Origin of the sequence: Rhizobium sp. BK418, from assembly GCF_004341105.1 — a bacterium.
In the GTDB taxonomy this organism is placed as follows: domain Bacteria; phylum Pseudomonadota; class Alphaproteobacteria; order Rhizobiales; family Rhizobiaceae; genus Rhizobium.
On sequence record NZ_SLZK01000003.1, the window covers coordinates 614,854 to 627,776 of the forward strand.

The 12,923-nt window shown below is 59.5% G+C and carries 12 protein-coding genes and 1 other RNA gene; 10 read left to right on the plus strand and 3 right to left on the minus strand.

Going from position 1 to position 12,923, the window contains the following annotated elements; all coding sequences use genetic code 11:
* The first annotated feature begins 24 nt into the window (after nt 1-24).
* Nucleotides 25-1,416: a serine hydrolase gene (locus tag EV281_RS14505; RefSeq protein ID WP_132653786.1), complete on the plus strand. Its 1,392-nt coding sequence runs from the start codon at nt 25-27 to the stop codon at nt 1,414-1,416.
* A gap of 25 nt (nt 1,417-1,441) precedes the next feature.
* On the opposite strand, the gene EV281_RS14510 is transcribed toward EV281_RS14505, so the two are convergent.
* The 3 genes from EV281_RS14510 to EV281_RS14520 all read right to left on the minus strand — a co-directional run bounded on the left by EV281_RS14510 (nt 1,442) and on the right by EV281_RS14520 (nt 4,430).
* Nucleotides 1,442-2,410 (minus strand): lytic transglycosylase domain-containing protein, encoded by a 969-nt coding sequence (locus tag EV281_RS14510; RefSeq protein WP_132653787.1) that lies wholly within the window; start codon nt 2,408-2,410, stop codon nt 1,442-1,444.
* Between the two features lie 115 nt (nt 2,411-2,525).
* On the minus strand, nt 2,526-3,161 hold the full coding sequence (locus EV281_RS14515; RefSeq protein ID WP_132653788.1) for a LysE family translocator: 636 nt from the start codon (nt 3,159-3,161) through the stop codon (nt 2,526-2,528).
* 57 nt (nt 3,162-3,218) lie between these two features.
* Nucleotides 3,219-4,430: a pyrophosphate--fructose-6-phosphate 1-phosphotransferase gene (locus EV281_RS14520; protein ID WP_132653789.1), complete on the minus strand. Its 1,212-nt coding sequence runs from the start codon at nt 4,428-4,430 to the stop codon at nt 3,219-3,221.
* Between the two features lie 374 nt (nt 4,431-4,804).
* On the opposite strand from EV281_RS14520, the gene EV281_RS14525 reads away from it, so the two are divergent.
* The 9 genes from EV281_RS14525 (at nt 4,805) to EV281_RS14565 (ending at nt 12,906) form a co-directional block, all read left to right on the plus strand.
* Nucleotides 4,805-5,512, plus strand: coding sequence for a DnaJ family molecular chaperone (locus EV281_RS14525; protein WP_132653790.1), 708 nt, complete (start codon nt 4,805-4,807; stop codon nt 5,510-5,512).
* Nucleotides 5,509-6,270 (plus strand): N-acetylmuramoyl-L-alanine amidase, encoded by a 762-nt coding sequence (locus tag EV281_RS14530; protein WP_132653791.1) that lies wholly within the window; start codon nt 5,509-5,511, stop codon nt 6,268-6,270. The genes EV281_RS14525 and EV281_RS14530 overlap by 4 nt, the downstream gene beginning before the upstream one ends.
* A gap of 261 nt (nt 6,271-6,531) precedes the next feature.
* Nucleotides 6,532-7,107: a lytic transglycosylase domain-containing protein gene (locus EV281_RS14535; RefSeq protein WP_132653792.1), complete on the plus strand. Its 576-nt coding sequence runs from the start codon at nt 6,532-6,534 to the stop codon at nt 7,105-7,107.
* An 80-nt stretch (nt 7,108-7,187) separates the two neighbouring features.
* Nucleotides 7,188-8,363, plus strand: coding sequence for an FAD-dependent oxidoreductase (locus EV281_RS14540; RefSeq protein WP_132653793.1), 1,176 nt, complete (start codon nt 7,188-7,190; stop codon nt 8,361-8,363).
* A gap of 56 nt (nt 8,364-8,419) precedes the next feature.
* Nucleotides 8,420-8,814: RNase P RNA component class A (rnpB, locus tag EV281_RS14545), an RNA gene on the plus strand.
* 430 nt (nt 8,815-9,244) lie between these two features.
* Nucleotides 9,245-9,682, plus strand: coding sequence for a division/cell wall cluster transcriptional repressor MraZ (gene mraZ / locus EV281_RS14550; protein ID WP_165911890.1), 438 nt, complete (start codon nt 9,245-9,247; stop codon nt 9,680-9,682).
* 17 nt (nt 9,683-9,699) lie between these two features.
* On the plus strand, nt 9,700-10,725 hold the full coding sequence (gene rsmH, locus EV281_RS14555) for a 16S rRNA (cytosine(1402)-N(4))-methyltransferase RsmH (RefSeq protein WP_132654314.1): 1,026 nt from the start codon (nt 9,700-9,702) through the stop codon (nt 10,723-10,725).
* Nucleotide 10,726: 1 nt separating this feature from the next.
* Nucleotides 10,727-11,158, plus strand: coding sequence for a hypothetical protein (locus tag EV281_RS14560; RefSeq protein ID WP_132653795.1), 432 nt, complete (start codon nt 10,727-10,729; stop codon nt 11,156-11,158).
* Complete coding sequence (locus EV281_RS14565; RefSeq protein ID WP_132653796.1) at nt 11,158-12,906, plus strand: penicillin-binding protein 2; 1,749 nt, start codon at nt 11,158-11,160, stop codon at nt 12,904-12,906. Before EV281_RS14560 ends, EV281_RS14565 begins: the two co-directional genes overlap by 1 nt.
* Nucleotides 12,907-12,923 lie beyond the last annotated feature (17 nt).

The window sequence follows — 12,923 nt, forward strand, 5'->3', positions numbered from 1 at the left end:
TCTCTCCATTGCGTGGAGGATTGCATGCGAGTTGTTCTGCGTATCTTCAAGAGCTTGGCCCTGCTCGTCATTCTCGTCGCCATTAGCGGTGGCGCATGGCTCTCCGTCAGCCCGCCGGAACTCCTGAGGGTGGGCAATGGCTATGCCGCCAAGATCGTCTGCTCCAATGTCTTCATCGCCGGCCGTGATCCCGACGCCGTGCTCTATGACGATGTTCAGGCGCCCGGAAACCCATTGCTGCGGCTGCTGCGCGTCGAGGTCGATCGCGACAGCGGACGGGTGACCTCACGCTTCATGGGCTTGTTTGCAGCAAGCTACGCGCTTTATCGCGGTGCATTCGGTTGCACCAGCGTACCTGATGGCGATTTCGACGCCGCAGCCAAGGCCGTGCCGCTTCTGCCGGCGCCGCGGGTGGACGACAACGACGCAGTCTGGCCTGATGGAGAAGGCGTCGATCAAGCAACCGGCAATGCGAAGATTGCAGCACTTCTGGCCGATGCCAGGCTTGCCGGGCCGGCGATGCGGGCGATGGTGGTCGTACAGGACGGCCATATCATCGCCGAGAGCTACGCACCGGGTTTCAGTGCCAGCACGCCACTCATCGGCTGGTCGATGACGAAGACGGTCAATGCAGCGCTGATCGGCCGGCTGATGCTGTCAGGCAAGATTTCCTATGATGACACACATCTTTTGCCGCAATGGGCGAACGATCCACGCGGTAACATCAGGCTTTCCGACCTGATGGGCATGGAAAGCGGACTCGCTTTCAACGAAGACTACGGCGCCGTCGCCGATGTGACACGCATGCTCTATCTCGATCCCGATATGGTTTCGCTGCCGGCGAGCGCGCCTCTCGTGGCCGCACCGGGCACGAATTTCCATTATTCCAGCGGTACGGCCCTGCTTCTGTCGCGCATCTGGATGAACAAGGTCGGCGATCCACGGGCCGCCCTTGATTATCCCCGCGATGCGCTTTTCGGTCCGCTCGGCATGAGCAGCGCCGTTTTCGAGGCCGATGAACGGGGGACATTTGCCGGCAGTTCCTATCTCTATGCCACGGCACACGATTGGGCACGCTTCGGCCAGTTCCTGTTGCAGGATGGCGTATGGAACGGGCAGAGGCTGCTGCCCGAGGGGTTTGTTGCGATGATGCGGACGCCAACTGGGAGTTCCGGCGGGCAATATACGCAAGGTCAGGCCTGGCTTGCCGGGCCGGGCGGCGGCACGAGCGCGGAGTTCGGATTGCCGCAGGATACGTTCTGGCTGCAGGGCCACGACGGGCAGACGGTCGCGATCGTTCCTTCGGCCAATCTCGTCTTCGTCCGCATGGGACTGACGCCGAGCTGGCTGCGTTACCGGCCGCAGGTGATGTTGAAGGAAATTCTCAATACGCTTCAGTCGGCAAAAGCCGGCTGAGGTCTTTCACTGATGATGTTGTGATTCAGTAATTGCCCTGGGCGATGTCGGTCATGCCCTTGCGCTTGGCATCGTAATAATAGCCGCGCGCGTAAAGGCGAACGGCGTCGTCTTCCTTCTTGTCGGAGACCTGCCAGGCGCCCTGCAGGTATTTGCCGGCATATTTGATATTGGTCTCTGCGTCGAAGAGGCCGGCGGGGTTGCCGTCGTAGCCCATCGACTTTGCGGTGTTGTACTTGATCTGCATGAGACCAAAGTAGCCGCGCTTGTTGTAGGCCTTGGAATTGTAACGGCTCTCGCGATGGACGACGCGATGGAGCAGTGATTCCGGAATTTCGTAAAGTTTGGAATATTTGGTGATGAGCTTGCTGACGACGCTCTTTTCGACGGTCGGCGCATCGTCGCCGTCGTCATCGCTGAACATTGGCGGGGCTGCCGGCGGATCGATCGGTCCGGATTCGTCGAAGCCGTAATCCATGGTGAAGCGCGGAGTGGTGTCGACAGCGGCAAGGGCTGCTAGCGCGCCATTCTGCGGCGTCGTGGCTGCGAAAGCGAGCTGCGTCGAGGGGCTTGCGGGTGTGGCCGGACGCGGCGTTGGAATGACGGACTGGATCGCCGTCATCTCGGGCGTCAGCGGAATGGGAGCATAGCCGTTGATGGCAACCTGTTGGACGCCAGTCTGCATCGCTAGGCGGCCCGCCTGTTGCTGGACTGGCGAGACAACGGTCGGCATGGCTGTGCCCGTCAGAACGGGGGAGGCGGCCTGCGGCTGCGATGCGATCATGGCGACGGCCGGGCCGCTTACGCCTTCGGCGGTCGGGATAGCAGCCAGCGTCGCGTCCTCACCCGGCTTCGGCATGGGAATGACGGTTTGTGCTGCAGTCAATTCTGCCTGAGAGGTGTATTCGACGCTCGCGCATCCGGAAATGATGCCGCAGAGCATGGTAGAGACCATGAAACCGCGCTTTAGGCCGGAAAATCCGATCGCTACCATTCTCTCACTTTCGTGACTCGCGCCGCCCCGGCAGCGTCTTAAAAGTTATCAAATACCTTAAGCCCGAGGATAGCCATTAACTTATTCGTGGCTTTCCGGCAACCACGGATTATTACTAAGCTGCAATACGGCGATATCCGGCGGTTACGGCGCCTGCTGCGATGAGCAGAGTACCGCCGGTGCGGTTGACCGCGCGCTGAATACTTGCCTTGCGAATCAGGCCGCGAGCGGCATGGGCGGCCAGCGCGTAGCAGGAAGCGTTGATGGTGGCGAGCACGAGGAATGTCGCCTCCATGATCAGCATCTGGTTGAAGAAGGGAAGGGCCGGGTTAAGGAACTGCGGCACGAAGGCGACAAAGAAGACGATGCTCTTCGGGTTCAGCGCCGTCACTACATAGGCATGCAGGAAAATCCGCAGGGACTTTTCTTCCGGCAAGTTATCATTATCGGCGATATGGCCGCCGACAATCGGTGCCCGCCAGAGCTTGATTCCAAGCCAAATCAGGTAGGCACCGCCAATCCACTTCAGCACGGTAAACAGCGTCGCGGAGGCGGCGAGCAGGGCGCCGAGGCCGAAAAGCGATGCGGTCATGGCCGTGAAATCGCCGAGCGCCACGCCCGAAACGGTCGCAAGCGCCGTCTTCCGGCCATGGCCAAGCGCATAAGAAACGACCAGAAGAATGGTCGGTCCCGGTATGGCGAGCATGATGGCGGATGCGGCCGCAAAAGCGAACCAGGCTTCGAGCGACATGGAATCTCCTCCTATTCCCAGAGAATAAGCAAAGACACCATATTAACCATCCGTCAATCAGGCGGCCCTGTATTTTTGCCCGATCTGACTCATTACTTCGCCAAACCATCCGGTTGAAAGATCAAACGGCTTGCCACCCTTGATGCGCGGAAATTCTATTGTGCGCAACTTGCCATTCTGCGCTTCATCGTGGCCGGTAACACCCGAAACCTTGTTGAGGGCGCTTTCGACGGCGAGGTCGACCATGCTCTGGATCAGACGCAGATCTTCGCCGTTTGCCGGCGCTGAGCGGGCGAAATAGCCTGATTTCTGGACAAGCGAGCGCTCGGCGCCGAGCAGGCTTGCGAACTGCTTCTGAAACCATGCGCCGACATTGATCGTGTCGATCTTCACATGACCGAAGGCGTCGCGCTTGATCGTTTCGCCGGCGGCTTCGCGCTCGGCGACGATGGCGTCGAGGCAGGCGCCTTCCGACACGAAGATCGTGGCATGGCCGGTGCGATCCATGATTTCCTTAAGGCGCGCAGCTTCGACATCGAGGTCGAAGGCCATTTCCGGCAGGTAGACGGCATCGATGCTCTTCGTATGCTCGTTCATCATCAGGCCATCGACATATTCATTGCCTTTGGTGCGCTGAAGATAGGCACGGGCGGTGGCAGCCGTCAGCCAGCCGCAGTGGCGGCCCATGACCTCGTGGATGACGAGCGTGCGCGGAGCGGCAGTCTGCTCGTTGCTGACATTGTCGAAGAAGTGCGCGCCGACCTCGGCAGCCGTCCAGGCGCCGAGCGACTGGCGGATCGGTACGACGTCGTTATCAACAGTCTTCGGCAGACCGACGACGGTCAGGTCGTAGCCGTTTGCTGCGAGATAGGCGGCCAGATCCGCGGCTGTAGTATTGGTGTCGTCACCACCAATCGTGTGGAGGATGGTGACGCCGTCATTGGCAAGCCGTTCAGCGGCCACCCGCAGCGGGTTTTCGCCTTCCTTGACCAGACCGCGCTTCACGCAGTCGGCGGCGTTGGTGAGCTTGACGCGGCTGTTGCCGATCGGCGATCCGCCGTAGCGGTGCAGGAGCGGTGCCTTCTCGCGCATCTGAGCATCGATCTGAACGCTGTCGCCGAGCAATACGCCCTGATAACCCGACTTGTAAGCGATGAGTTCAATATCGGGAGCGATGTCGCTATAGCGCTCTATGAGGCCGCCGACGGCAGACGAGAGGCAGGGCGCCAGGCCTCCAGCGGTCAGCATTGCGACTTTCTGTTTGGCCATAATCCCTCCTTTGGCGCCTGATGCGCGACTAAGTGCAGCTTAGGTAACGCATGGATGCGGCAGGGAAAGTGCCCTGTAAAGTAAAGAATTTACGAAAAACGCGCCTTTCGGCGGAATGGGAGCCGGAAGTGCGGATATAATCGTTTCAATGCCTGTCCACCCATCCATAAGTATTGTGGAAATCGCATGGCCCCATGTGGGATAGTGCTGGAGATGGCGGACACGGCGGACACAACGGATGGTCACGCTCATGCGGCTGTTGCCGAATTGTGAAAACTGTTTTCAAACTTACGACCAATAGTCGCCTTGCAATGGCAACGATTATTTGGTCAAGGTGTTTCTTCCAAAACTTGCTGCATTGCGAGAAGATGACGATGTCTTTCTGGGAAAAACTGGTGAATGCCATTGGCAATACCGCGGGCAATGCGCTCTCCGCGGTGGTCGAGGCTATTCGCACGGTTTTCGAAGGTGATCCGGAGACACGCCGCAAGGTTGCCTTTTCGGTGGCCGTCATTGCGCTGTCTGCCAAAATGGCGAAGGCTGACGGCATTGTCAGCGAGAAGGAAGTGCAGGCCTTCCGCGATATCTTCGAGTTTCCTCCAAGCGAAGCAAAGAATGTCGCGCGCCTTTATAATCTTGCGCGCCAGGATGTTGCCGGTTACGAGGCCTATGCCGCGAAGCTGTCGACCCTCTGCTCGACCTGCGCCGCCAATTGCCCGGTACTGGAAGATGTGCTGGACGGTCTGTTCCATATCGCCAAGGCGGATGGGCTGATCCATGAGAAGGAAATGAATTTCCTGCGTCATATCGCCGAGATCTTCCAGATGAGCGGGGCCCGCTTCGATCAGATCGCTGCACGCCACGTTTCTGATGGTCGCGACCCCTACAAGGTTCTCGGCGTTTCGCCGGCAGATGATTTCCCAACGATTCGCCGCCATTACCATGTGCTAGTGAGCGAGCATCATCCGGATCGGCTGATTTCGCGCGGCGTGCCGGAAGAGTTCCATGCGATCGCCAATGAACGCATGGCAGCGCTGAATGACGCCTATGCCGCGATCGAAAAGGAACGTCGCGCCGCATGACCTCATTCGAGGCCGACTACAGCAAGGCGCGCGTCCAACCCTCGCCGAACCATGGCGAACGCGCAGACGGCCGTCAGCCCGATATGATCCTGCTGCATTATACCGGCATGCCGAGCCCCGAAGGCGCGCTCGACTGGCTCTGTCGCGACGAGAGCCAGGTTTCCAGTCATTATTTCGTCCACACGAACGGCGAGGTCGTGCAGCTCGTGCCGGAGAGCCGACGCGCCTGGCACGCAGGCAAGAGTTTCTGGCACGGCGAGACGGACATCAACTCGCTTTCGATCGGCATCGAGATCGCCAATGCCGGCCATCCAGGCGGGCTTCCGGACTACCCGAAAGAGCAGATCGCTGCGGTGATCGAATTATGTCGCGATTGCGGCGATCGCTGGTCAATCGCGCCCGAAAGGGTGCTTGGCCACTCCGATGTCGCCCCGGTCCGCAAGGTCGATCCGGGTGAGAAATTCCCCTGGCGCGCCCTGCATCAAGCGGGCGTCGGCCATTGGGTGGAGCCGGCTGCCATTACCGGCGGGCGCTTCTTCCAGCGCGGTGACCGCGGTCAGCCGATCGAGGCGTTGCAGTCCATGCTGTCGCTTTATGGTTACAGTACTGAAATCACGGGTGAATTCAGCGACAAGACGGCTGGCGATGTCGAAGCTTTCCAGCGCCATTTCCGCCCCGAGCGGGTGGACGGGATCGCGGATTTCTCGACGATCGATACGTTGCATCGCCTCCTGTCTGCGCTGCCGCGTTATTCCTGATCTTTCGTCGTTTCCGCCATTACCGATTTTTCACACTTGGAGTGAAATTCGGCCTGCCACATCATTTCCCTATTATCTCCTCATTACGATGGTCTAAGAGCTCCCGTTAAACGGCGCCTGAGGTTGTTCCCAAGTCAAATCGCAGGCGTCATGTGAAACGATAAGAATTGCTGCGAAGCCTGATCAGTCCTTGATCAGGGTTTTTCCAGGACGCGAGGCGCGCAGTCCGGCAGTTCTTTGGGTCGGAGTGTTCAAGACTACATGAGAAAACTGATTATTGTTGCTGCAGCATGCGTTAGCATGGTGCTGGCGGGAAATAGCTTTGCCTTCGCAAATGATTGGGGTGTACGAGCCGATGCGCCCGTCAAGAAAGTGGAGCGCCCTGTCAAGGTGCAGCCCCCGGTGAAAACGGCACAGCGCCCGCTAAAGCCAGTTGAGCGCCAGAGCGGCTATCCCGTCGCCAATGTTTCCGGCAACTCCTATTCCGCACTGATCAGCAAATATGCCCGGCAATACAACGTGCCGGTGGCTCTTGCGACTGCGGTCATCCGCGTCGAAAGCAATTTCAATCCGATGGCACGCGGCAGCCATGGCGAAATCGGCCTGATGCAGATCAAGCCTGCCACGGCCCGCATGATGGGCTATACGGGCAGCGCCAAGGGCCTGTTCGATCCGGAAACCAACATCAAGTTCGGCATGAAATACCTGGCGGCCGCCCATGATCTCGGCGGTGGCGAGACCTGCAATACGATCCTGAAATACAATGCCGGCCATGGCGCAACGCGTATGAACCCGGTCTCCAAGTCCTATTGCGGCAAGGTTCTTGCGATGCTCTGAGCGGCGATCGCTTTCCCTGAGAATAGCTGGATGATTCAGCGTGATTGCCATGTTATCGCTAGTCTCAAGCGAGGTGGGATATGGCAGTCGATTTCAGGTTCATCGTTATCGGCCGCGGCATGATGGGTGCTGCGGCCGCAAAATATCTGGCACGCCAGACGGATGGCGTCGCGGTCATCGGCCCGGACGAGCCAGGTGACCGTAAGGCGCACGAAGGCGTTTTCGCCAGCCATTATGATGAGGGCCGCATCACCCGCACCATCGATCCGGATCGCGACTGGGCCTTGCTCGCCAATCGCTCGATCGCGCGATATGGCGAGATCGCCAGGGAAAGCGGCGTCGACTTCTATACGGAAGCAGGCTGCGTCGGCGTGGCGCCCGCCGAGAGCGATTATCTCAACGCTACACGCCAGGCTGCTGCCTCGCTTGGTGTCGAGACGGCACCCTTCGACGAAGCCGGATTGAAGTCGCGATTTCCGTATTTCGCATTTCCTTCCGGCAGCGCCGGGATTTTCGAGGCGAAAGGGGCGGGGCACATCAGGCCACGCAAACTGGTGAGGGCGCAGTCGCTACTTGCGGAAAAGGCTGGCGCGACTGTCATCCGCGATCATGTCGTCTCGGCCCGCGAAGAAGGCGGGGCGGCTGTCGTCACGACGGCGGGCGGTGAGATCTATCGCGCCGAGAAAGCGCTGCTCGCGGCTGGCGGTTTTTCCATTTCGCAGAATCTCTTGCCGCAATCCGTTGATATGACGGTTTATGGGCGCACGGTTGCCCTCGTTGAAGTGGCGGAAGAGGATGCCGATCGCTTTGCCGGCATGCCGTCGCTCATCCTCGATGCGCCCGGCATCGACATTTATCTGCTGCCGCCGATCCGCTATCCCGATGGCAAGCTTTATCTGAAAATCGGCGGTGATCCCGATAACCTCGTGCTGAACAACGATACGGAGATGCGCGCCTGGTTTCGGACCGACGGACGCGAGGTTGCGCGCGACTATCTGAAGCGCATCGTCGATCGCATTGTGCCGGAGCTCCGAGCGCGATCCATTTCTTCCACATCCTGTGTCGTCTCCTACACGAAGAGCCGTTATCCGATGATCGGCTACACGGCTTCGCCGCTTATTGCCGTGCTCACCGGCTGCATGGGAACATCTGCCAAGAGCTCCGATGAAATCGGCAGACTGGGAGCTGAACTCATTCTGGCAGGCAGAATCGAGGACCAGGGCTATTCCACGGATTTCACACCTTATTTCCGTTAAGCCTGCCGCCTATATTTTATTGGCTTTTGCGGGCTTCCTCGTTTAAGGGAGCCCTGCCAGTTGGCCGGGCAGCCGCGCTTTACCAATGCCGAAAGGCGGTAAGGTGAGGAAAGTCCGGGCTCCACGGAAACACGGTGCCGGATAACGTCCGGCGAGGGCGACCTCAGGGAAAGTGCCACAGAAAGCAAACCGCCTGTCATGACAGGTAAGGGTGAAAGGGTGGGGTAAGAGCCCACCGCATCTCCGGCAACGGATATGGCACGGTAAACCCCACCGGGAGCAAAACCGAATAGGGATGACGCGGCGGGCGAAAGCCTTGCCGGCCGGTTTCCAGGCCAGTCATCCGGGTGGGTTGCGTGAGGCAGCGTGCAAGCGTTGTCCCAGATGAATGGCTGCCACGTTCCGGTTCGCCGGAGCCATACAGAACCCGGCTTACAGGCCAACTGGCTATTAATCCTCAGCGATATCCGCATAGCAGAGGAATTCTCTTTTCCTTCCTCGCAAGCCGTTGAAATGGCGTCAATATAGGCAAGGTTTCGTGGATCTCGCCTGACCGGATTTCCTGTCCCCATGGGGTGTTCAGACGGCGCCGGAGAATCGCTTTCCTAACCCTTTGTTAAACTTAACAGCTTATAAATGTTTGATACTGTGCCCACCTCAAATGGGCTCATCCCATTGACGCCCATATGGTCCCATGCTATCCCAAATGCGCACTGCATCAGGGCAATCATCTGCCCATCAATCGCAAAGCGAAGGCGCCTTCCGGATCGGAAGCGTCGGAGGGACTTTGGTTCTTTCGGCTTGCGATGCTGTGCCTGATTTTGAGGGTTTCGGGCGGCAAAAAGCTCTCCGGGCTCTTTCGGAAACGGATGTTTCGTGTCATGAGCCGCTTCCTTTCGAATGCGACCAACAGGATCGATGCCAAGGGACGGGTTTCCGTGCCAGCGGCGTTTCGTTCCGTGCTGGCGCAGCGCAGTATCCCGGAGCTTTATTGCTTCCAGGATTTTGTGTTTCCGGCGATCAGCGTCGGCGGTCCGGATCTTCTGGAAAGATTCGAGCGGCAGATTGCTGCGGAAGATCCGTTTTCGCCGGATGCGAACGAGATGTCGCTCCTCATTCATGGGGGTGGGGTCTTCATGAAGCTCGATGCGGAGGGTCGGTTGATGGTCACGGATTTCATCCGCGACTTTACCGGCATCACGGACGAGGTGGCCTTCGTCGGTCGGGCGGATCATTTTCAGCTCTGGCAGCCGCAAGCATTCGCGGCCGCGCAGGCGCAGGCACGAGAGGAGCGCAGGCTGGCGGGCAGGCGTTCCTGAGAGAACGAGGGAGCGGAATTGTGGCGAATCCTGGCGGAGGTTCAACTGAAGCCGGTGGCGGACCGGTTCGCCACATTCCGGTTCTTCTCAAAGAGGTGCTTGCGGCGCTGGAGCCTTCTTCCGGCAAAGTCATCCTTGATGGTACTTTTGGTGCGGGCGGTTACACCTCCGCCATTCTCGCTGCCGGCGCGGATGTGATTGCGCTCGATCGCGATCCGACGGCGATTGCCGCCGGTCAGGCGCTGGTCGCGGCCCATGGCGGCCATCTCAAGCTCGTCCATTCGCAGTTTTCGCAACTTGCCGATCATGCGCCTGATGGCGGGCTCGATGGCGTCGTGCTCGATATCGGCGTTTCTTCGATGCAGATCGATGAAGCCGATCGCGGCTTCTCGTTCCAGAAGGACGGTCCGCTCGACATGCGCATGTCGGCTGCAGGCGTTTCGGCTGCCGATGTCGTCAATCGCGCCAAGGTCGCCGATCTCATTCGCATTTTTCATTATCTCGGCGAGGAAAATCAGGCGCCGCGCATTGCCCATGCGATCGAAAAGCATCGCGCCGAAAAGCCGTTCGAAACGACGCGCGATCTCGCCGGGCTGATCGAGCTCGTGACGCCGCGCAAGATGAAGGACAAGATCCATCCTGCAACGCGCGTCTTCCAGGCGCTACGCATCTTCGTCAATGATGAGCTAGGGGAGTTGGCGCATGCGCTGTTTGCAGCCGAGCGGGCGTTGAAGCCTGGCGGCCGCCTCGTCGTTGTCACTTTCCATTCGCTGGAAGATCGTATCGTCAAGAAATTCTTCTCCGACCGCGCCGGCAAGGCTTCCGGTTCCCGCCACCTGCCCGTTGCCCACGAGCGGGCCGCGACTTTCGAGCCGGTTGGAAGGTCGATGGTGTCTGTCAGCGAGGAAGAGGCCCAGGCCAATCCGCGCGCCCGTTCCGCCAAGCTCCGCGCTGGTCAGCGTACCCTTGCTCCCGCTGAAGCCGACGACATGTCGCTCTTCGGATTCCCGAATCTTGCCAGCCTCGGAAAGCTTGGAGGTTGATATGCTGAGAACGTTCGATCTTGTGCTCATCGGCGTCATGACGGCGGCAGCCGCTGTTACCTACACGATCAAGCACCGCGCCGAGCTGAAGTTCGAGGAGGTTCGTCGCCTCGAAGCGGAGATCAAGCTGGAAAAGGATACGATCGACCTCCTGAAGGCCGACTGGGCCCTGCAGTCGCAGCCGAACCGGCTGGAGCGCCTCGTTAATGCCTACAATAGCGAATTGCAGCTGCAGCCGACGGATTCGACGGCGCTTGCCCACGCACGCGAGCTGCCGATGCTGAAATCGCAGGTGCCCCCGCCTGATGTCACCGAAGCCAAGGCCGGCGCCAAGCCTGGCGCGAGTGTTGCTGCCAAGGGCCAGCCGATTCCGAAGCCGGCGCCACGCGAGGTTGAAGACGACGACCAGATCGAAACGGGGGCGCTGGAATAATGTCTTTTCTTTCCCGCATCATGGTGCTGAAGAGCCAGGCGCATTTTTCCGCCGGCGTCTACAACCGTTTCGGGGCTCCCTCCGGCATGGCGATCGAAGGCTCGCGCAAGCGTAAGTCGGGGCAGGCGCGCAGCCGCGTCGGTCTGCTGATCATCGGCTTTACCGCCCTCTATGCCGTCATTGGCGGACGTCTCGTCGAATATGCGATGAAGGAGCCGGAATCGGTCTCCTCCATCCTGCCGCCCGACCGGCTGATGGCCTCGCGCCCCGATATTATCGACCGCAATGGTGAAGTGTTGGCGACCGATATCCGCACCGTCTCACTGTTTGCCGAGCCGAACAAGATCGTCGATCCCGATGAGGCGGTCGAGAAGCTCCAGACGGTGCTTGCCGATCTCGATGCGAAAGACACCTACAAGAAACTCGCGAACCGCACCTCGCATTTTGCCTGGCTGCGCCGCCAGCTGACGCCGAAACAGCAGAGCCAGATCCTGGCGCTCGGCATTCCCGGCATCGGCTTCCGTCCGGAGAAGCGCCGCTTTTATCCGGGTGGTCCGACAGCCGCGCATATCCTCGGCTACGTCAATATCGACAACCGCGGCGTTGCCGGCATGGAGAAATATATCGACGATCAGGGGCTTGCCGATCTCGCTTCTGTCGGCATGACGAGCGACCAGCCGCTGGAGCCGGTGCGCCTTTCGATCGATGTACGCGTGCAGGCGATCGTGCGCGATGTCGTTGCCAATGCCGTCGTCAACTACAAGGCCAAGGGCGCGGGTGCCGTCGTTCTCGATGCACATACGGGCGAAGTGATCGCCATGGCGTCCGCGCCGGACTTCGATCCGAACAATCCGCAGGAAGGCTCCAAGGACGGCTGGCTGAACCGCATGTCGAACGGCACGTTCGAAATGGGCTCCACCTTCAAGACCTTCTCCACCGCGATGGCGATCGACAGCGGCAAGGTTTCTCTGAAGGACAGTTTCGATGCCACCAACCCGATCCGCATTGGTGGTTTCACCATTCACGATTTCCACGGTCAACGCCGCTGGCTGACGGTTCCGGAAATCTTCGAATATTCCTCCAATATCGGCACGGCGAGAATGATCGATATCGTCGGCATGGAGCTGCAGAAGGACTATCTGACCCGCCTCGGCTTGCTCACCAAGATGCAGACCGAGCTGCCGGAAGTGAAGATGCCGAGCCAGCCGCGTGTCTGGAAGAAGATCAACTCCATCACGATTTCCTTCGGCCACGGTGTCGCTACCACGCCGCTGCAGACGGCCGTTGCCGGTGCTGCGCTCATCAATGGCGGCAAGCTGATCGAGCCGACATTCCTGCCGCGCAGCCGCGAACAGGCTGACGAAGTGGCCGAAGTCGTCGTCAAGAAAAGCACCAGCGACGATATCCGCTATCTCTTCAAGCTGAACGGCAAAAAGGGTTCCGGCCGCAATGCCGACGTGCCGGGCTTCAATGTCGGCGGCAAGACCGGCACGGCCGACAAGGTCGTCAACGGCCGTTACGCCAGCAATCTGAATTTCAACGCGTTTCTGGCGGCCTTCCCGATCGATAATCCGAAATATGTAGTGCTGACCTTCTGCGACGAACCGCTTGACGGCGAGCAGCATCAGCGCATCGCCGCTTATACGGCGGCGCCCATGGTCAAGAATATCGTACGCCGCGCTGCACCCATCCTCGGTGTCGAACCGGAATTTGGCGAAGACGGTTCGGCCTTGTTGGTGTCTTATTGAGTGTGAATCAATATCAG